Origin of the sequence: Nocardia sp. GTS18 (genome assembly GCF_013839555.1) — a bacterium.
Classification (GTDB): domain Bacteria; phylum Actinomycetota; class Actinomycetes; order Mycobacteriales; family Mycobacteriaceae; genus Nocardia; species Nocardia rosealba.
Genome location: NZ_JACBIU010000003.1, coordinates 1 through 20,015, shown reverse-complemented (window position 1 = coordinate 20,015; position 20,015 = coordinate 1). Strand labels below are relative to the sequence as shown.

Annotated in this window: 20 protein-coding genes; 2 read left to right on the top strand and 18 right to left on the bottom strand. The window is 68.1% G+C overall.

Features of this window, described 5'->3' with window-relative positions; all coding sequences use genetic code 11:
- Window positions 1–140: 140 nt before the first annotated feature.
- From dprA to HYG95_RS04835, 12 genes are all read right to left on the bottom strand, one after another.
- Window positions 141–1,307: a DNA-processing protein DprA gene (gene dprA, locus HYG95_RS04890; RefSeq protein WP_370465684.1), complete on the bottom strand. Its 1,167-nt coding sequence runs from the start codon at window positions 1,305–1,307 to the stop codon at window positions 141–143.
- The gene (locus tag HYG95_RS04885) at window positions 1,304–2,812 is read right to left on the bottom strand and encodes a YifB family Mg chelatase-like AAA ATPase (protein ID WP_181696817.1); all 1,509 of its coding nucleotides are present in this window, start codon (window positions 2,810–2,812) and stop codon (window positions 1,304–1,306) included. The genes dprA and HYG95_RS04885 overlap by 4 nt, the downstream gene beginning before the upstream one ends.
- Window positions 2,812–3,168, bottom strand: coding sequence for a YraN family protein (locus HYG95_RS04880; RefSeq protein ID WP_067496228.1), 357 nt, complete (start codon window positions 3,166–3,168; stop codon window positions 2,812–2,814). Before HYG95_RS04880 ends, HYG95_RS04885 begins: the two co-directional genes overlap by 1 nt.
- A 96-nt stretch (window positions 3,169–3,264) precedes the next feature.
- Window positions 3,265–3,570, bottom strand: a complete 306-nt coding sequence (locus tag HYG95_RS04875) for a DUF2469 domain-containing protein (RefSeq protein WP_011210678.1) — start codon at window positions 3,568–3,570, stop codon at window positions 3,265–3,267.
- A 46-nt stretch (window positions 3,571–3,616) separates the two neighbouring features.
- Window positions 3,617–4,321 carry a ribonuclease HII gene (locus HYG95_RS04870; RefSeq protein ID WP_181696816.1) on the bottom strand — a complete coding sequence of 235 codons (705 nt, stop codon included), beginning with the start codon at window positions 4,319–4,321 and terminating at the stop codon, window positions 3,617–3,619.
- Between the two features lie 19 nt (window positions 4,322–4,340).
- A complete protein-coding gene (gene lepB / locus HYG95_RS04865; protein ID WP_370465683.1) occupies window positions 4,341–5,105 on the bottom strand; it encodes a signal peptidase I in 765 nt (254 codons plus the stop codon).
- Between the two features lie 87 nt (window positions 5,106–5,192).
- A complete protein-coding gene (rplS, locus tag HYG95_RS04860; protein WP_019048201.1) occupies window positions 5,193–5,534 on the bottom strand; it encodes a 50S ribosomal protein L19 in 342 nt (113 codons plus the stop codon).
- A gap of 160 nt (window positions 5,535–5,694) precedes the next feature.
- On the bottom strand, window positions 5,695–6,585 hold the full coding sequence (locus HYG95_RS04855; RefSeq protein ID WP_181696815.1) for a hypothetical protein: 891 nt from the start codon (window positions 6,583–6,585) through the stop codon (window positions 5,695–5,697).
- 21 nt (window positions 6,586–6,606) lie between these two features.
- Window positions 6,607–9,009 carry a Tex family protein gene (locus HYG95_RS04850; RefSeq protein ID WP_370465682.1) on the bottom strand — a complete coding sequence of 801 codons (2,403 nt, stop codon included), beginning with the start codon at window positions 9,007–9,009 and terminating at the stop codon, window positions 6,607–6,609.
- A 47-nt stretch (window positions 9,010–9,056) separates the two neighbouring features.
- The gene (locus HYG95_RS04845; protein WP_181696814.1) at window positions 9,057–10,199 is read right to left on the bottom strand and encodes a hypothetical protein; all 1,143 of its coding nucleotides are present in this window, start codon (window positions 10,197–10,199) and stop codon (window positions 9,057–9,059) included.
- A gap of 112 nt (window positions 10,200–10,311) precedes the next feature.
- On the bottom strand, window positions 10,312–11,925 hold the full coding sequence (locus HYG95_RS04840) for an AMP-binding protein (protein ID WP_181696813.1): 1,614 nt from the start codon (window positions 11,923–11,925) through the stop codon (window positions 10,312–10,314).
- On the bottom strand, window positions 11,925–13,646 hold the full coding sequence (locus HYG95_RS04835; protein WP_181696812.1) for an AMP-binding protein: 1,722 nt from the start codon (window positions 13,644–13,646) through the stop codon (window positions 11,925–11,927). The genes HYG95_RS04840 and HYG95_RS04835 overlap by 1 nt, the downstream gene beginning before the upstream one ends.
- Window positions 13,647–13,730: 84 nt before the next feature.
- Between HYG95_RS04835 and HYG95_RS04830 the strand changes: the two genes are divergently transcribed.
- Both HYG95_RS04830 and HYG95_RS04825 read left to right on the top strand, forming a co-directional pair.
- Window positions 13,731–14,570: a LuxR C-terminal-related transcriptional regulator gene (locus tag HYG95_RS04830; protein ID WP_181696811.1), complete on the top strand. Its 840-nt coding sequence runs from the start codon at window positions 13,731–13,733 to the stop codon at window positions 14,568–14,570.
- A 135-nt stretch (window positions 14,571–14,705) separates the two neighbouring features.
- Window positions 14,706–15,074, top strand: coding sequence for a VOC family protein (locus tag HYG95_RS04825; protein WP_067496209.1), 369 nt, complete (start codon window positions 14,706–14,708; stop codon window positions 15,072–15,074).
- Here HYG95_RS04825 and trmD read toward each other — a convergent pair.
- The 6 genes from trmD to HYG95_RS04795 all read right to left on the bottom strand — a co-directional run bounded on the left by trmD (window position 15,071) and on the right by HYG95_RS04795 (window position 19,007).
- Window positions 15,071–15,751 (bottom strand): tRNA (guanosine(37)-N1)-methyltransferase TrmD, encoded by a 681-nt coding sequence (trmD, locus tag HYG95_RS04820; protein ID WP_181696810.1) that lies wholly within the window; start codon window positions 15,749–15,751, stop codon window positions 15,071–15,073. The genes HYG95_RS04825 and trmD overlap by 4 nt on opposite strands.
- 3 nt (window positions 15,752–15,754) lie before the next feature.
- Entirely contained in the window at window positions 15,755–16,279 is a 525-nt protein-coding gene (gene rimM / locus HYG95_RS04815; RefSeq protein WP_181696809.1) for a ribosome maturation factor RimM, read from the bottom strand.
- On the bottom strand, window positions 16,280–16,522 hold the full coding sequence (locus tag HYG95_RS04810) for an RNA-binding protein (protein ID WP_056811833.1): 243 nt from the start codon (window positions 16,520–16,522) through the stop codon (window positions 16,280–16,282).
- Complete coding sequence (gene rpsP, locus HYG95_RS04805) at window positions 16,522–16,962, bottom strand: 30S ribosomal protein S16 (protein ID WP_181696808.1); 441 nt, start codon at window positions 16,960–16,962, stop codon at window positions 16,522–16,524. The genes HYG95_RS04810 and rpsP overlap by 1 nt, the downstream gene beginning before the upstream one ends.
- Window positions 16,963–17,160: 198 nt before the next feature.
- Window positions 17,161–17,745 carry a Uma2 family endonuclease gene (locus tag HYG95_RS04800; RefSeq protein WP_181696807.1) on the bottom strand — a complete coding sequence of 195 codons (585 nt, stop codon included), beginning with the start codon at window positions 17,743–17,745 and terminating at the stop codon, window positions 17,161–17,163.
- A 167-nt stretch (window positions 17,746–17,912) separates the two neighbouring features.
- A complete protein-coding gene (locus HYG95_RS04795; RefSeq protein WP_181696806.1) occupies window positions 17,913–19,007 on the bottom strand; it encodes an amidohydrolase family protein in 1,095 nt (364 codons plus the stop codon).
- Window positions 19,008–20,015: the final 1,008 nt, after the last annotated feature.

The window sequence follows — 20,015 nt, the reverse complement described above, 5'->3', positions numbered from 1 at the left end:
ATCCAGGCAAAAGACCTGCCACTCTCCCGCTCCAGGGCGATACCGTCCCTGGCGCCAAAAGGGCGACACCACAAAGCCCACCTGTTCCGGCGGGCAGTGATGTTCGCTCGTCGTCGCGGACCGCGAGCTCGACGAGCCGGTCAGCCCGGGCGACGGGTGCGGAACCACCCCTCGGAATCGCAGCCGACCAGGTCGGCCAGTTCCAGGCTGGGGAGGACTGCTCGGACGGTGGCCAGGTCGAGACCGCACTGGCCGGCCAGGTCGCGGGGTTGGCGGGAGCCGACGGCGGGGAGGGCGGCGTAGACCTCGGCTTCGGCGCCGCGTAGGTGGTGGGCCGGGTCGATGGGCGCGCCTTCACCGACGGGGAGACGCAGGGGGCCCGCTTCCTCGATGACGTCTTCGGCGCGAGTGACGAGCAAGGCTTCACCTTCGCGGATCATGCGGTGACAACCCACCGATGACGCGGACCCGACCGGCCCGGGAACCGCCATCGCCGGGCGACCTAGGCGACGAGCCCATTTCACGGTATTCCTTGCACCGCTGCGCAATCCGGCTTCCACGACGAGGACGCCGTCTCCCAGTGTGGCGATGAGCCGGTTGCGGGCCAGGAACTGATGTTTCTGGGCGGCGACGCCGGGTGGGTATTCGCTGACGACCAGACCGCTGTCTGCGATGGCGGCGAGCAGCCGGTCGTGCTGGGCGGGGTACGGGCGGTCGACGCCGCAGGCCAGGACGGCGACGGTCGGCCCGCCGACGGCGAGTGCGGCCCGGTGCGCGGCGGCGTCGATGCCGAAGGCCGCACCGGACACGATGGTCCAGCCGCGGCCTGCGAGGTCGCAGGCGATCTCGCCGGCCACCTGCATCCCGTACCCGCTGCTGCATCGTGAACCGACCACTGCCACAGCGCGTTCCGATGCGGTTCGCAGCGACAGCGGTCCGCGCGCCCACAGTACGAGCGGTACGGCGGCTTCGCGGTCACGGTCGGTGTCGAGCTGGTCGAGGCCGAGCATGCGCCAGCCGGGCCACTCATCGTCATCGGGCGTGATGACCCGGCCGCCGATCCGCTGTATCGTCTCGAGATCCTTGGCAGCCGAGTCCATTTCACGTCGTGCGGCGGTGGGTCCGCGAAGGGCGTCAGGTAGTTCGTGCTCGCGGACCGCACGCGCAGCCTCGCGAACCCCGACCGAGGCGATCAGCGCCGACAACGGCGCACACGGACCCTGCACCACCCGTGACAGGTACACCCACGCCAGCCTGCGTTCATCGACATCGAGGTCGACGGTGCCGACCGCGCTCAGCCCCGTCACTGCCCACCCCGCTGACGGAAGTTCAACGACGCCAGCACATCCTGCACGCTCGGCAGCTCCCCACCGCGCAGATCGCAGACCGTCCAGGCCACGCGCACCGCCCGGTCGGCACCGCGCGCCGACATCCGCCCCAACCGCAGCGCGGTCTCGATCGGCGCGATCGCCTCGGCGGGCAACCGGAACCGTTGACGCAGAATATGCCCCGGCACTTCGGCATTGGTCGCCCAACCGTCCGCACTCCATCGCTCCGCGGCGCGGGCCCGCGCCGCGGCGACCCGGGCCGCGACAACAGCACTGGTCTCGGTCTGCTGGTCACCGAAGGCGGCCCCCGCCTGACCACGCATCTGCACCCAGATATCGATGCGATCGAGCAGCGGACCCGACAGCTTGCCGAGGTACCGGCGACGAGCGAGGGGCGCGCAGATGCAGTCGACATCACGCGCGGGCGCACACGGACAGGGATTCGCCGCCAGCACCAGCTGGAACCGCGCCGGATAGCGAGCCACACCGTCACGCCGCGCGATCCGCACCTCGCCCTCTTCCAACGGAGTACGCAGCGCCTCCAGCACTTTGGTGCCGATCTCGGCGCACTCGTCGAGAAACAGCACTCCCCGATGCGCCCGGCTGACCGCACCGGGCCGGGCCATGCCGGAACCACCGCCGATCATGGCGGTTACCGATGTCGAGTGATGGGGCGCGACGAACGGTGCGAGCGTCATCAACGGTTGTTCGGCCGTCAACGAGCCCGCCATCGAATGAATCGCCGTCACCTCGAGCGATTCGGCCTCCGACAGCGGCGGCAGCAACCCCGGAAGACGTTGCGCCAGCATGGTTTTCCCGATCCCCGGTGGTCCGGTGAGCAGCAGGTGGTGGCCACCCGCCGCAGCCACCTCCAGCGCCCAGCGCGCCTCATCTTGGCCGACCACATCGCTGAGGTCCCCACACGGCACCTGGACGCCCGGCACCACACCGTCGGGTTCCAGCAGCGTCCCTTCACCGCGCAACCAGGCGACCACAGCGCGCAGACTCGTCGCACCGAGCACCTCGACGCCCTCGACCAGTCCGGCTTCGGCCACCGCCTCGGCGGGCACCACGACAGTCGGGCAGCCCGCATTGCGTGCCGCGATCACCGCGGGCAGCACACCGCGGACCCGGCGTACCCGCCCGTCGAGGGCGAGCTCGCCCAGCAGCACGGTTTTCACGAGTTTGTCCCCCGGCACCGCACCGGAGGCGTCCAGCACCGACACGGCGAGCGCCAGATCGTAGACCGAGCCGACCTTCGGCAGAGTCGCGGGCGACAGTGCCAGAATCACCCGCCCGTCGGGCCATTTCTCCCCCGTATTGGCCACGGCGGAGCGCACCCGGTTGCGTGACTCCTGCAGGGCCGTGTCGGGCAGCCCGACAAGATTCACCGACGGCAGTCCCTGGCCGATATCGGCCTCGATCTCCACCAGCTGGCCGTCGACACCGGTCACCGCGACCGACAGCGCACGTCCGAGGGCCATCAGAACGCCCCCGTCAGGTGGTCGATCACCGGTTTGCGTCCACGCGGGACGAGCACAGACACCACATCGAACCTGATGCGCCGCCACGGCCCGTCCTGCTCGGCGAGCCACAACAACGCCAAGCGCCTGATCCGCTGCTGTTTACCGAAGGTGACCGACTCGGCCGGGCTGCCGAAGCCGAGGCCGGACCGTGTCTTCACTTCCACGAACGCCGTCACCGACGGGTCCTGGACGATCAGGTCCAGCTCCCCGTACCGGCATCGCCAGTTGCGGGCGACGATCTGCATCCCGGCCTCGCACAGATACTGCGCGGCCAATTTCTCCCCGTATGCGCCGAGCGCCTGTTTGTCCGTCACGGGTGCAAGCGTGATCCCGGCGCGAAGCTACGCCGGGATCACGACCTGCGGAAACACAAAACCTGTGGACAACTCGTCCCCTGGGGACAACTCCCCTTATTCGGGCAAACGGAGGTCGGGCTTCTCCAGCTCTTCGATGTTGACGTCCTTGAACGTGATCACCCGAACGTGCTTGACGAAGCGGGCGGGACGGTACATGTCCCACACCCAGGCATCGCTCATCCGCACTTCGAAGTAGACCTCGCCATCGGCGTTCTGTGGCCGCAGCTCGACGGAATTGGCCAGGTAGAAGCGCCGTTCTGTCTCCACCACGTACGAGAACTGGCCGACGATGTCCTTGTACTCGCGGTACAACGACAGTTCCATCTCGGTTTCGTACTTCTCGAGGTCCTCAGCACTCATCGGGTGGGACATCCTCCTGCTAGCAGCGCCGCGTTCATTGATCACATCATCGCGCATGAGCCGCGCGGGTAGCCACCCGGCTACCGCCCGGCACCTCGAGTTCGCGCACATTCCGCCAAGATCGGCGGTGTTCGGTGCTCGGACCGAGCTCGCGCAGTGCCGCGGTGTGCTCGGGGGTGTTGTAGCCCTTGTGCGCGGCGAAACCGTAGCCGGGCAGCTCGGCGTCGAGCTCGACCATCATGCGGTCCCTGGTGACCTTGGCAAGGATGCTGGCCGCCGCGATGCACGCCGCGGACGCGTCGCCACCGATCACGGGCAGCGAGGGCGCGGGCAGACCGGGGACCTTGAATCCGTCGGTCAGGATGTAGCCGGGGGTGCGGCCGAGATGGGCGACCGCACGACGCATCCCCTCGATATTGGCGACGTGGATGCCGATGGCGTCGATCTCCCAGGCGGGGACCACCACGACACTCCAGGCCAGCGCCAGGCGCTTGACCACCGGGAACAGCTCCTCACGGGCCGCCTCGGTGAGTTTCTTGGAGTCGTCGAGCCCGGCCAGCTTGTCGTAGGCCTTGGGCGCGAGCAGGCACGCGGCGACCACCAGCGGTCCCGCGCAGGGCCCGCGCCCTGCCTCGTCGACACCGGCCACCGGGCCGAGGCCACCGCGGATGAGCGCCGCCTCGAGCGTGCGTAGGCCACCCGCCCGGCGCATCACCACCCGCGGCGGCCAGCTGGTCCGATCCTGCCCCACAGTTCGATTGTCCCCGTGTCTAGTTGTCCTGCGGATTCTGCGAGCTCACCGGGCCCATCCGGCCGGGCGGCCAGATCTTGAACACGGTCTTGCCACGCACGTTGTCGACCGGGACGGTGCCCTGCAGATCGTCGCTCACATGAGCGCGCGAATCGGCCGACTCGTTGCGGTTGTCACCCATCACCCACAGATGCCCCTCGGGCACCTTCACCGGCCCGAACATCCGCCCGGCCGGGTACACGGCGTTGGGGCGGTCGGTGAACCAGGGGTAGTCCTTCTTGATGTAGGGCTCGTCGAGCGGCTTCCCGTCGACCATCACCCGGCCCTGCGGGTCACAGCACTGCACGGTCTGCCCGCCGACGGCGATCACACGCTTGACGAGATCGTTCTCGTCGGGCGGAACCAGGCCGAAGTAGGACAGAAAATTCTGCACACCGCGGATGGCCGCGTTGTCGGAGCGGATGGACTTGTAGTGCCCGTTCCACGATTCGGGGCCGACGAACACCACCACATCGCCCGGACCCGGCTCGGAACCGTAGTAGCTGATCTTCTGCACGTAGATGCGGTCGCCGATCTGGAGCGTGTCCTCCATCGACTGCGACGGGATCACGTAGGGCCGCCCGACGAAAGTGACCATCAGGGCGGCGATCACCGCCGCGATCACGACCAGTATCGGCAGTTCCTGCCAGAACGGCCGTTGCTTCTTGTCGTCGGCCTTTTTCCTGCGCCGCTTGCCCTCGTCGCCCGAATCGGACACCGACACCGACCCACTTTCGTCTGCCACGCCGAACAGAGTAGCCCGGCGCCCCGACGTGAGTCGGGGCGCCGGGCTACTGTCAAAGATTCTGTGCCGGAAAGAGCTACCGGAAGATCAGCGCTTTTCCTTGATCTTGGCGGCCTTGCCGCGCAGGTCGCGCAGGTAGTACAGCTTGGCGCGACGCACATCACCACGGGTCACGACATCGATGTGGTCGATGTTGGGGCTGTGCACGGGGAAGGTGCGCTCGACACCCACGCCGAAGGACACCTTGCGGACCGTGAAGGTCTCGCCGATGCCGCCGCCCTGACGCCGGATCACGACGCCCTTGAAGACCTGGATGCGCTCCTTCGAGCCTTCGATGACCTTCACGTGCACGTTCAGGGTGTCACCGGGACGGAAGTCGGGGACATCGCTACGCAGCGACTTCTCGTCGACGAAATCAAGGGTGTTCATTTTCCACCTTTTCGGATTCTTCGCGCGAACAGAGGAACCTGGCGGCTCGCGCTCGACCGGTTCGTGCTCAGTACAGGGGTGCTCCCGGACATGACTCGCCCAAGGCAACCGGTTCATTGTGCCAGACAGGGTGGTCACGACTGAAATCGGGCACCGCCGGTCACTCGTCGGCGGGCTTGCCGGAACCGGCTTCGGCCCGTCGACGCGGCAGCAGATGCGGGTGTGGTGGTGGCGCGGGCGGGGCCGCGACGACCTTGCGCCGCAACTCGACCTCGGCGGCGGTGCGTGCGTGTTCGACGTCGGGCTTCCCGGCGATCAGATCCTGGATGAAGATCTTGGCCCGGATCACGGGACGGCGGTAGCGCCGCTCCCGGGCGATCGCGCGCGACATCGTCTTGGGTCGGTGCCCGTAGCGCCACCGCGCCCACGGCGCTCCCGGGCGGCTCAGCCGGATCGCACCGACCAGCAGCAGCGGGGTGAAGAACATGCCGAACAACCCCGTCCAGATCTTGCCCTTGGCGATCACCATGGCGGCAAGGACGAGGTTGATCGCCACGGTGACGACGATCCCGACGCGCACCCCGACACCTGCCGACTCCCGGAAATCGTCGTAGTCGAGGAAGGTCGCCGGCTGCACCCCGAGCAGCAGCAGCCCCGTCACGGCCAGCGCGACGAACACCGCGTCCACCGAGGTGCGGCCCTGCTCCTCCCAGTACACATCGCGCAGGTAGAAGATCAGCGCGAATTCGTCGAGCACCAGCGCCGCGCCGATGCCGAAAAAGGCGGCGAGCACGCTCGAGGTGACCTGGGTGGAGTCCTCGGCCGTGGCAATCAGGCCGATGCCCGACAGCAGCACCGTGATGACGCCGAACACCATGTGGTGGATGTGGGTGTCACCGGCCTTGAGGTTGCCCGGCCACCACTTCACCTGCGCGCGGATCAAGCGCACGCTGACGCGGATCACCACGAAACCGAGGATGAACCCCAGCAGGAAACAGAGCAGGGGCAGGCGGCCGTGCGCGATCACATCGTCTTCGAGCCACCGTCGCATGCCGCCCGCCCTGTCGTCGACCTACTTGCCGAAACCGGCCCTGCGCAGCGCCTCGGCCATCGAACCGGTCGGTTCGGCAGCCGGCTTGCGCTGATTGCCGCCCCGCGGTTGTGCCTGACCACGGCCCTGCGCGCGGCCGCCGCCCTGACCACGACCGCCCTGGGGACGACCCTGGCCGCGCGGCGCACCGCCCCCACGATTGTCCCCCGTGGCGGGCTTGCCCGGTTCGTCATCCAGCCGAAGGGTGAGCCCGATCCGCTGGCGCGCGACGTCGACCTCGAGCACCTTCACCTTCACCACGTCACCGGACTTGACCACTTCGCGCGGGTCCTTGACGAAGGTGTGCGACAGCGCCGAGACGTGTACGAGGCCGTCCTGGTGCACACCCACATCGACGAACGCGCCGAACGCGGCCACGTTGGTGACGACGCCCTCGAGCACCATGCCCGGCTTCAGGTCGGCGACCTTCTCGATCCCGGCGGCGAATTCGGCGGTCTTGAACTCCGGGCGCGGGTCGCGGCCCGGCTTCTCGAGCTCGGCGATGATGTCGCTGACGGTGGGCACACCGAACTTCTCGTCGGTGAACTCGACCGGCTTCAGCGAGCGCAGCACCGAGGTGTTGCCGATGACCTCGGCGATCGGCTTACCGGTTCGTTCGAGAATGCGGCGCACCACCGGGTATGCCTCGGGGTGCACCGCGGAGGTGTCGAGCGGGTCCTCACCCCCGCGGATCCGCAGGAAGCCCGCGCACTGCTCGAAAGCCTTGGGCCCCAGTCGCGGCACCTCGAGCAACGCGGTGCGGCTGCGGAACGGGCCGTTCTGATCACGGTGGGCCACAATGCTTTCCGCGACCGAGCCGGACACGCCGGAGACGCGGGCCAGCAGCGGCACCGAGGCGGTGTTCACGTCGACACCCACCGCGTTCACCGCGTCTTCGACGACGGCGCCCAGCGAGCGCGCCAGCAGTGTTTCGGACACGTCGTGCTGGTACTGACCGACACCGATCGACTTGGGATCGATCTTCACCAGCTCGGCCAGCGGGTCCTGCAGGCGGCGCGCGATCGACACCGCACCGCGCAGCGACACGTCCATGTCGGGCAGTTCCGCCGAGGCATAGGCCGACGCGGAGTACACCGACGCGCCCGCTTCCGAGACCACGATCTTGGTCGGCTTGTTCTCGGGGATGCGCGAAATCAGTTCGGTGGCAAGGGCGTCGGTTTCACGGGAGGCGGTGCCGTTGCCGATCGCGATGAGCTCGACGTTGAATCGGGCGACCAGCGCGGCGAGCACGGCGAGGGACTTCTCGGTCTGGCCCTGCGGCTTGTGCGGGTAGATGACCTCGGTCGCGACGGCCTTACCAGTCGCGTCGACGACGGCGACTTTCACACCGGTGCGGTAGCCGGGGTCCAGGCCCATCGTGGTGCGGGTGCCCGCGGGCGCGGCGAGCAGCAGGTCGCGCAGGTTGGCGGCGAAGACGTCGACGGCGTCCTTCTCGGCGGCCTGACGCAACCGCATCCTGGTATCGATACCGAGACTCACCTGCAGTTTGGTTCGCCATGCCCAGCGCACGGTGTCGAGCAGCCAGGAGTCGGCGGGGCGGCCCTGGTCGGCGATGCCGAAGGCCTTGGCGATGCGGCCCTCGTAGATGGTGCGCGTCCCGGGTTCGGGTTCTTCGGTGTCGGGTTCGAGGTGCAGGGTGAGCACCTCTTCCTTCTCCCCGCGCAGCAGCGCGAGGATCCGGTGCGAGGGCAGCTTGTGGAACGGTTCGCTGAACTCGAAATAGTCGGCGAACTTGGCGCCCGCCTCTTCTTTGCCCGCACGAACCGTCGAGGTGACCTGACCCCGGTTCCACATCATTTCGCGCAGCTCACCGACCAGGTCGGCGTCTTCGGCGAAGCGTTCGACCAGGATCGCGCGGGCACCGTCGAGCTGCTCGGCGGTGTAGTTCGCCGGGTCGGTGGTCGGGTCGGTGATGAGCGCGTCGGCCACGGGTTCGTGGCCGGCCTCGCGCGCGATCTGGGCCTTGGTGCGGCGCTTGGGCTTGTAGGGCAGGTAGATGTCTTCGAGGCGGGCCTTGGTCTCGGCGAGCATGATCTGCTCGTGCAGGGCCGGATCGAGTTTGCCCTGGCCGCGGATGGATTCGATGATGGCGCCGCGTCGCTCGTCGAGCTCGCGCAGGTAGCCGAGCCGTTCTTCGAGCTGACGCAACTGGGCATCGTCGAGGCCACCGGTGACCTCCTTGCGGTAGCGCGCGATGAACGGGACCGTCGAACCACCGTCGAGCAGTTCGACGGCGGCGCGGACCTGCGTCTCGCGCACCCCCAATTCGTCGGCGATCCGCCTGCCCACGCTGGCCAGGATGGTCGTGCTGTCGGTCGGAGTGCCGTTCGACGTCGAACGGGCGATCTCGGGCGCTGTCGTCACAGCCGCAGAGACTACAGCTCCCCGCCGACACCCGGCTCGATCCCAGGTCAGCGCACCGTCGTGAGCTCGGGTTCGGTGATCGGGCGATCCAGGAGTGTGTCGGTGCGCTCGCGCAGGAATTTGTCGAACATGGCGGCCACGTAGGAACGCACCAGCGTCGCCATCCGTTCGGTATCGATGGTGCCGATGTACTGCGCGGCAGCGGGCTTGGCAGGGGCGGGGACGAACGCGGGCATGTCGGTGAAGTCGTAGTGCGCCGAATCCGCAATCGCCAGATGGCGTTTCCAGCCGGTGGCCTTACCCCAGAACGCGTCGAACGACGGGTTCCCGTCACCGACCTGCTCGATCTGGGCGCTGGTCAGCACGAGTGTCGGCCTGTCGACGCCCTCGGTGACGGCGCGACCGAATGCTTCGTCGACACCGATCTGGCCGTCCATGTCGACCGCCGCGTCGATGCGGCGGTCGGTGTGCATGGCTTCGACCGCGGTGTAGCCACCCGAGGAATGGCCGACGGCACCGACCCGCTCCATATCGAGTACCAGCCCCAGATCGGTGGGTAGCGCGTCCTGCTCGGAATCCGGATTCTCACCACTCGACAGCCGGGTCAGCGAGTCGAGGACGAACCGGAAGTCGAGCAGCCTTGCCGCAATGTACTTTTCGCGGATGGTCGTATCGAAACCGTTCGGTGCGGGTGTGGGTAAGACAATGCGCCCGCCGGGGAACTCGACGGCCGGTCCCGTCTCATAGGTGTGGTCGACGGTCACAACCACGTAGCCACGCGAGGCAAGGTCTTCGGCCAAGCCGGTGCCGAGGACACGCGAAACACCGGCGCCGGGCGTGTACAGCACCACCGGGTAGGTCGTTCCGGCGCGGGCGGGCGCGTCACGATGGGCATGGGTCAGTACGCCGGGAAGTTCGATACCCAGCGTCTTCTCGAGCCCGGGGATCAACTCGGTCGACGCGTAATGTGCCCGCGGGTAACGGTCGACGTCGGTGGCCGGGTAGAAGACCGAAACCATCAGTTCCCGTGTCCGGCCTGCTTCGAACGGGTCCGGTCTGGCGGCGTCGACCAGATGCAGCGTCGTCGTTCCCACCAGCATTTCACCGCCGGGGCGCGGCAGCACCGTGACTCCCGGCCCTGCTTCGACCGTGGCTCCGCTCGCCGCCACCAGTGCGCACATCACTGTCATGACCATCGATACGCGACGGATCACCCTGCCCCCCAGCATATTCGATGGCGGGCATCGAGCGCCCGCCCGCCGCGAGCACGGTAGCAAACGGCGGCCGTGCCCGCGACGGATCTCAGCGGAGGAGGTCGAGGGCCAGCTCCCGCATCTCGGCCTTGCGGATCTTGCCGGTGACCGTCATCGGGAACTCGTCGACCACGTGCACATAGCGCGGGATCTTGTAGTGGGCGAGGCGACCAGTGCAGAAGTCGCGGATCGCGGCCGCGTCGAGCGGGGCGGCGCCCTCGCGCACACGGAGCCAGACCATCAGCTCCTCACCGTATTTCTCGTCGGGGACGCCGATCACCTGGGCATCGACGATATCGGGGTGGGTGTAGAGGAATTCCTCGATCTCGCGGGGGTAGATGTTCTCGCCGCCGCGGATCACCATGTCCTTGATCCGGCCGGTGACCGAGAGATAGCCGTCGTCGTCCATCACGCCGATGTCGCCGGTGTGCATCCAGCGGGCGGCGTCGATCGCCTCGGCGGTCTTGTCGGGCTGGCCCCAGTAGCCGAGCATCACCGAGTACCCGCGGGTGCACAGCTCACCGGGTTCGCCGCGCGACACCGTGCGGCCGGTGTCGGGGTCGACCACCTTCACCTCGAGGTGCGGTCCGACGCGGCCGACGGTGGCGGTGCGGCGTTCGATGCTGTCGTCGCGCCGGGTCTGGGTGGACACCGGGCTGGTCTCGGTCATCCCGTAACAGATCGATACCTCGGCCATCCCCATTCGGTCGATCACCCGCTTCATCACCTCCACCGGACACGGTGAACCGGCCATGATGCCGGTGCGCAGGCTCGAAAGATCGTAGGACGCACCGTTGTCGAGCTCGGCGAGCATGGCGATGAACATCGTCGGCACACCGTAGAGCGAAGTGCATCGTTCGGCGGCCACAGCGGCCAGCGTGGCAGCCGGATCGAAGGACGGCGCCGGAATCACCACCGCCGCACCGTGTGAGGTGGCCGCGAGGTTGCCCATGACCATGCCGAAGCAGTGATAGTAGGGAACCGGCACGCAGATCCGGTCGGCGCTGGTGTAGCCGCAGAGTTCGCCGACGAAGAAGCCGTTGTTGAGGATGTTGTGGTGGCTCAGGGTCGCGCCCTTGGGGAAACCTGTTGTGCCCGAAGTGTATTGGATGTTGATCGGTTCGTCGGCCGACAGCGTCGCCGCGATGGCGGCCAAGCGCTGCGAGTCAGGTGCCGTCTCGGCCACTTCCTGCCACTGGGGTGTACCGAGGATCAGTACCTGCTCCAGCGCAGGGCAATTCGGACGCACCTGCTCGATCATCGCCACGTAGTTCGAGGACTTGAACTCCGCGGCCGCGATCAGTGCCCGCACCCCGGCCTGCCCGAGGACGTACTCGAGTTCGCTGCTGCGGTAGGCGGGGTTGATGTTCACCAGGATCGCGCCGAGCTTGGCCGTCGCGTACTGCACGAGGTACCACTCGGCGCAGTTCGGCGCCCAGATGCCCACCCGGTCGCCGCGCCCGATGCCGCAGGCCGCGAGCCCGGTCGCGACAGCGTCGACGGCTGCCCCCACTTCGCGGTAGGTCCAGCGCCGGCCCGTCGTCCGGTCGACGAGGGCTTCCTGATCGGGAACGGCCGCGATGGTCCGGTCGAGATTCGCGCCGATGGTGTCGCCGAGCAGCGGGGTACTCGCGGGACCGCTGGCGTAGCTGAGTTCGGACATCACCGGATCTCCTTGCCGCGCAGCAGGAACCGCTGCACTTTCCCGCTAGGGGTTTTGGGCAGACTCGCGACGAAATGTACCCGTCGCGGATAGGCGTGGGCCGCGAATTCGTCCTTCACCAGCTGTTGCAGCTCGGCCACCAGCTCGTCGTCGCCGTCGACGCCCTCGCGCGGCACAACGAACGCCTCGAGCACCTCGCCCCGCAGTTCGTCGGGCATGCCCACGACGGCGGCTTCGGCGACCTGAGCGTGCATCACCAGCACGCTTTCCACCTCGAACGGGCCGATCCGGTACCCGGCCATGATGATCACATCGTCGTCGCGGGCACTGAAGCGAAAGAATCCGTCGACATCGCGCGCGCCGACGTCGCCGGTCAGATACCAGCGGCCGTCGGCGGTGAACCGCGCCGAAGTACGTTCGGGGTCGTCGAGGTAGCCGAGGAACCACAGCAGCGGGCTGTGGTCGGTGTCGATGGCGACCCGGCCGACCTCGCCGGGCGCTGCCTCGGTGTCTGCGTCCTCGGCGAGCACCGTGCATGCCCAGCCCGGCAACTGTCTGCCCATCGAACCGGTGGGGGCCTCGACGTCGAGGTCGGGGTGCCAGGCGTGGCAGATGACCATGCCGTGCTCGGTCTGGCCGTAGTGGTCACGCACCGCGACACCGAGTGCGTCACGGGACCAGGAAACGACCTCGGGCGTGAGCGGCTCCCCCGCCGATGAGGCCCGGCGCAACGCCACCCCGTCGGGAACCTGCCCGTCGGCGCGCAACGCCCGGTACACGGTCGGTGCGGCGGCGAAATTGGTGACACCGAAGCGGCGCAACACCTCCCATGTCAGGGGCGCGGAGAAACCGGCATGCAGCAGCAGGCTGCGCACACCGGTGGCCAGCGGTGCCAGGATCGCGTAGTAGAGGCCGTAGGCCCAGCCGGGGTCGGCCGCGTTCCAGTAGACGTCGTCGCCGCGCACGTCCAGGGCGAATTCCTGATAGGCGTGGAAGGAGGCCAGCGCGCGTACCGGAATCGGTACGCCCTTGGGTGTGCCGGTGGTGCCGCTGGTGAACAGCTGGACCAGCAGGCCGTCACCGCCGACCGCGACCGGGACCGCCCGCGGGTCGTCGGCCCGGTGCGTATCGAGCAGGTCATGGAAAGACAAGGTGCCGGGCAGGGCATCGCCGGCGACGATCGTGATGGGCGGGCTCGTCGGCCCGGCAGCCGATCCCGACGAGTCGGATGCGGCGAGCGGCGGCTCGGCACCCGCACCGATCCGCCCACTCGGTGTGGTCGGGCCGTCACCGGCCGGAAACCCTTCGCTTGCACGCAGTTTCGGTGCCTGGTCGGCATCGGCGACGACAACCCTTGTGTTGCTCGCCGCGAGCCGGAACTCGATGGCAGCGGGCGCGAAGGCGGTGAACAGCGGCACATGCACCGCGCCACGACGCCAGATTCCCAGCAGCGCCACCACCAGGTCGGCGGACTTGGCCATCAGGGTGGCCACCCGGTCGCCCGGGCCGACACCGAGCCCGGCCAGCGCGGCCGCGAACCGCGACGAACGCTCGCGCAACTCCCCGTAGGTCAGGTCGCGGGCGGTCAGGTCGGACTCGACGACCGTGAACGCGATCGCGTCGGCCGGATGCCCGTCACAGAGCAACTCGGCCGCGCACGCCTCGGGGCCGTCGTAGCGGGCGAGCAGGTCGCGTACCCGCGCGTCCAGGTCGGTACTCATCGCAGTTCTCCTCAACACCGTGCCGGTCTCGCATAGAATGTGGCACACCTCACGTTCGCCACTACCCCCGAAAAGGGGTGATCCATGAGCTCCCTGTTGCGTCCCCGCGACGGCGACGCCTTGCGTGCCGAGATCCGCTGGGTGGCGCGCCGGGCGAACGTGCCCGTGGTCTTCGGCGGCCCGGTCGACGAGGACACCTTGCTGCTCACCGAGTTCGTCGGCACCGTCACCACCGGTCTGCGTGGGCTGTCGGTGCTGCGTACCTCCGGCCTCGGTGGGCAGGCGATGCAATACCGCAGACCGGCGGCCGTGGCCGACTACCGCCGCGCACCAACCATCACCCACGACTACGACGCGGCCGTCTCGGGCGAGGGGCTGCGCTCGGTGATCGCCGTGCCGGTTGTGGTCGGGGACCGGCCGCGCGCGGTGCTGTACGCGGCCACCCGCGGCGCGAGCCCCCTCGGCGACCGCGCCGCCGACGTGATCATGGCGGCGGGCAGGCGGCTGGCGAACGAGATCGCCGTGCGCGACGAGGTGGATCGGCGGGTGCGGTTGCTCGAGCTCGCGGAACCGGTCGCCGCGACACCGGCCACCGAGGAGCTGCGCGAGATCCACGCCGAACTGCGTGCGATGTCGGCCGCCGTCGACGATGCCACGCTGCGTGACCGGCTGGCGGGTGTGTCGGCACGACTGGCCGCCGTGATGACCGGAGCACCGGCCGACGAAGCGCCTCGGTTGTCGCGGCGGGAGATCGATGTGCTCGCCCAGGTGGCCCTCGGTTGCACGAATCAGGAAGTGGCGCTTCGGCTCTCACTCGGGGCGGAGACGGTGAAGAGCTATCTGCGGCACGCGATGAGCAAGCTCGACGCAAGCACCCGTCAGGAAGCTGTGGTGACCGCGCGGCGGTACGGGCTGCTCCCCTGAGTCACGCACCTGTTTCCGGACGGAACCAGCAATCCTCGTTCTGGACGATCACACAACGAACAACCCCAACTAATACCCAAATGTCTTTAGCGCAAAACAATCTCGGCGCGGAATCCGACCGGTACCGTCGATCCGATGACGGAGCCTTTTCAGCTGGCCGGCCTCTCCCTCGACTGCGCCGACCCCGAGTCTCTCGCCCGTTTCTACCTGGGGCTGCTCGGCGGCCGCGTCCTGTGGAACGACGAGCACAGCGTCGGTATCCGCATACCGTCGGGACTGACGATCGCGGCACAGTACGTGGAGGGCTACTACCCGCCGCAATGGCCCGGCACGCCCGCGGTGTACCTGGACCTCGCGGCCGATGCCGACCTGGATCTGTGCGAACAGCACGCGCTGGCGGTGGGCGCCACACCCGCACCGGTACAACAGGATCCGCGCTGGCGGGTACTGCTCGACCCGGCCGGGCATCCGTTCTGCATCACCACGCGGGTGATGGCGAACTAATCGGGCAGCAGGTCGGGCCTGCGCTCGCGGGTCCGCTGCAGCGACTGCTCGCGACGCCAGGCCGCGATCTTCGCGTGATCGCCCGACAGCAGGATCGGCGGCACCTCGAGACCACGCCAGGACACCGGGCGGGTGTAGCTCGGGCCTTCGAGGAGGCCGTCGGAGAACGAATCCTCTTGGTGTGACTGCTGATTGCCGAGTACACCGGGGATCAGCCGGACCACGGCCTCGGTCATCACCAGTACCGCCGCCTCGCCGCCGATGAGCACGTAGTCACCGATGCTCACCTCTTCCACGCGCACGCGGCGGGCGGCGTCGTCGAAGACGCGCTGGTCGATGCCCTCGTAGCGGCCGCAGGCGAACACCAGGTGCTTTTCGGTGGACCAGCGTTGGGCGGTGGCCTGGGTGAAGGGCACCCCGGCCGGAGTGGGAACGACGAGCAGTGCGTCGTCGGGGCATACCTCGTCGAGCGCGTCGCCCCAGACGGTGGGCTTCATGACCATGCCGGGGCCGCCACCGTAGGGCGAATCGTCGACCGACTTGTGCACATCGTGGGTCCAGCGACGCAGGTCGTGCACACCGATCGAGATCAGGCCCTTGTCGACGGCCTTGCCGAGCAGCGCTGTGCGCAGCGGCTCGAGATATTCCGGGAAGATCGTGACGACATCGAGTTGCACGAATTACTCCGGATCGAGCAGGCCCTCGGGCGGGGTGATGACCACCAGACCGTCGGCGACCGACACGGTCGGCACGATGGCGGTGACAAAGGGAATCAGAATTTCGCGGCCGTCGTCTTCGGCGCGCACCGACAGCAATTCGCCTGCGGCGGAATGCAATACCTCGGTGACCTTGCCGACGACGGTGCCGTCTTCGAGTTCGACGCGCAGACCTTCGAGCTCGTGGTCGTAGAAGGCGTCGTCATCGTCTGACGGGGGCAGGGTTTCGCTGTCGACGACGAACAGCAGCCCGCGCAGCGCGTCGGCGGCGGTGCGGTCGTCGACGCCGTCGACGAACACCAGAAGTCGGCCCGAGTGCTCTCGGGCCGACTTCACGGTGAACTCACGGGTCGCCGAGGACTTCGGCATGCGGCCGTGGAGGGTGGCACCGGGAGCGAACCGGGCATCCGGCTCATCGGTGCGCACCTCGACGACGAGTTCGCCGCGCACGCCGTGCGACTTGGCGACCCGACCTACGACGAGTTCCATCTAGGCGTCGGTGTCGACCACGTCGACCCGGATGCCCCGGCCACCGATACCGGCGACCAGGGTGCGCAGCGCGGTCGCGGTACGACCACCGCGACCGATCACCTTGCCCAGGTCTTCAGGATGAACATGCACCTCGACGGTGCGTCCGCGACGGCCGGTGAGCAGCTCGACGCGGACGTCGTCCGGGTTGGCGACGATGCCACGAACCAGATGTTCGACGGCGTCGGCAACAACGGCAGTCATTACTCGGCAGCCTCGGTGGCCGGGGTCTCCTCGGCGGCAGCCTCTTCCTTCTTGGCGGCCTTCTTCTTCGGGGTGACGGCCTCGGCGACGGGCTCGTTGTCGGCGGCGGCCAGCGCGGCGTTGAACAGGTCCAGCTTGGACGGCTTGGCGGCCTTCACCTTGAGGGTGCCCTCGGTGCCCGGCAGGCCCTTGAACTTCTGCCAGTCGCCGGTGATCTCCAGCAGACGCTGCACGGACTCGGTCGGCTGCGCGCCGACGGACAGCCAGTACTGCACGCGCTCGGAATCGATCTCGATCAGCGAGGGCTCTTCCTTCGGGTGGTACTTGCCGACCGACTCGATGGCACGGCCGTCACGACGGGTGCGGGCGTCGGCGACGACGACGCGGTACTGGGGGTTGCGGATCTTGCCCAGACGGGTGAGCTTGATGCGAACAGCCATGCTGATCTGCCTCTTTCAGTAGTTTGGTCACCACGCGATTCGGCGACCCACATGGTCTGCGGGTCCGGTTTCGCGCATGAAGTGCGTGACCGCCGCGCGGTACGTAACCGGAGACGGGCTGACACTGTCCAGGGAGGACGGTGGTCCATTGTGCCAGACAGGTCGAGCCCACCTGAAATCGGCTCGACCGCCGCCGCCTCAGCGCAACTGTGAGGTATCTATGACGACCGGCACCGGTCCGGGCGCTTTCACCGTTTCCCCGTTGTCGGCGAAGACTTCCTGCCGATATCCGCTCTCGCCCAGGCTGTAGCCCCAGAATCGAGGTGGTTTTCCGATCGGCAACTCGACAATCCACACATTCGGGATCCTCGCCGACGCGTAGGACGCGATCTTCGTGTCTCGCTCCTCACGAGTGTTGCCGGGCGACCAGACCTCGACCGCGAGGAGAACGTCCTCGGCAGCGAAGCTGACATGACCGATCTCTCCCGCGACGACGGAAATATCGGGGATGACGGCGGTCCGCAGCGGCGTGCTGATGCGAACACCCACGGCGGGCAGAACGTGGAGGTCGGACCGTTCAGCTGCTCGCAGCGCGTCCCGCAACATCACGGCCAGCTCGAACGACGCATATTGATGCGAACCACCCGGCGGCGGCGTCATGTGCAGGTACCCCCAGATGAGTTCGAGTCGCGATCCATCTTCCGGCTGCTCTTCGACGAGCCAATCTTCCACAGTCTTCGGGCCCAGCGGGTGAAACATCGAAACCTCGGCGCTCATGGTCATAGCTGTCCGATCTGCCGTGTACCTTCTCGCGACCACTCGAGCGAACTCGTTGCCGCCCTGTGACGAAACCGCACGTGGTTTGTCTATTTCTCACTCTATAACTCATCGACCACGAGATATGAATATCTGCTAGCTGGGCTGCAGGTGGCAGTTCTTCCGAATGCCGATCAGCGGTGGCCAGTTACTGGGTTCGGGGTTTTGACCACCAGGCCGCGCAGGACCACCCATTGAGGATCGGTGAGGGCGGCGGGGTTACCGCGGGGGTCGTCGGCGTAGACGACGAAGTCGGCGGGGGCGCCTTCGGTGATGGATTCGCGGCCGAGCCAGGTGCGGGCGTTCCAGGAGGCGGCGCCGAGGGCGTCGTGGGGGGACAGGCCCGCGCCGGTGAGGGCGGCGATCTCGTCGGCGATGCGGCCGTGGCGGATGGAGCCGCCCGCGTCGGTGCCCGCGTAGATCGGGACGCCCGCCTCGTGGGCTTTGCCGACGGTGTCGCGGACGCGGCGGTGCAGGTCGCGCATGTGGGCGGCGTAGACGGGGAACTTGGTCGCCGAGTCGGCGATGCCGGGGAAGGTGTCGATATTGATGAGGGTGGGGACCAGTGCGGTGCCGTTGGCCAGCATCAGTTCGATGGTGTCGTCGGTGAGGCCGGTGCCGTGCTCGAGGCAGTCGATGCCCGCGTTGACGAGGCCGGGCAGGGCGTCCTCGCCGAAGACGTGGGCGGTGACGCGGGCGCCGTTGGCGTGCGCAGCGTCGATCGCTTGTTTCAGGATGTCGTCGCTCCACAGCGGGCGCAGGTCCCCCACCGCCCGGTCGATCCAGTCGCCGACGATCTTCACCCATCCGTCGCCGAAGCGCGCCTGTTCGGCGACGATCTCGGGCAGGTCGCGTTCGTCGTCGAGCTCGATGCCGAGTTCACGGATGTAGCGCTTGGGCCGCGCGATGTGGCGCCCCGCGCGGATGATGCGCGGCAGTTCGGCGTGCTCGTCGATGAACCGGGTGTCGATGGGTGAGCCCGCGTCGCGCAGCAGCAGGGCGCCCGCGTCGCGCTCCGTCTCGGCCTGCTCGATCGCACCCTCGTGCGTCTCGTCACCGCCGCCGTACCGAATACCGACGTGACAGTGAGCGTCTACCAGACCCGGCACGATCCACCCTGTGCGACAGAGGGTTTCGGCCCCCACCACCGGCTCGAACGTCACCGCACCGTCGACCACCCAGAGGTCGAGCTCCTGATCACCGGGAAGAACCACACCACGCAGATGCACACCAACCTCCAGACGTCAGCCTGCCCCCAACCTACCGCCAACACCCCACCCCGAACCCGCCGAGACCACATTCCCAGCCCCCACATTCCCAGTCCGCTACACGACTCCATACGAGCCGTTCACCCGCCACAATCCCGAGCCACACTGCACCACGCGAGTCGGCCACCCACCACAATCCCGCCCACCACACGAGCCCCTACTACCGCACCCCCATCCCCAAACTGCACCGCCCGAGTCCGCCACCTACCGCACTCCCCGGCCCCCGCGGCACCACCCGAGTCCACCGCCTACCGCACGCCCAGCCCGCGTGGCAGTACTCGAGTCCGCCACCCAGCCCGCGCGGCACTACTCCAGTCCGCACCTACCGCACACCCGGCCCGCGTGGCACTACTCCAGTCCACCGTCTACCGCACCGCCAGCCCAAACTGCACCGCCCGAGTCCGCCACCTACCGCACTCCCTGGCCCACGTGGCACCGCCCGAGTCCGCCACCTACCGCACTCCCAGCCCACGTGGCACCGGCCCGAGTCGGCCGCCTACCGCGCTCCCAGCCCACGTGGCACCACTCGAGTCCGCCACCTACCGCGCTCCCCAGCCCACGTGGCACCGGCCCGAGTCGGCCGCCTACCGCAGAGCGCTGCGGCGAGATTGTCGACGAGGGCGTGGATCTCGTTGCGGTCTCTCCCAGCCCACGTGGCACCACTCGAGTCCGCCATGACAGCATTCCCAGCCACCCGGCACCACTTAAGTCCGCCATGACCGCATTCCCAGCCCCGCCCGACCCGACCTCGAGGAGGGTCCGCCGCGAAGCGGCGCCGCGGCCCGGCCGCGCGAACAGCGCTCGAAGCGCATGCGCCGCAGGCGCGAGTCTCGAGCGCTGTTCGCGCGGCCCCTCAGGGGCCGCGCTCGAGCGCGCCAGCGCTCCAAAAACACAGCCCAATACCCCCGTGGTGCACAAAACACCGCAGTAGTTCCGCACCGCGGGGAGTGCGGCAGGTAGCAAACTCGA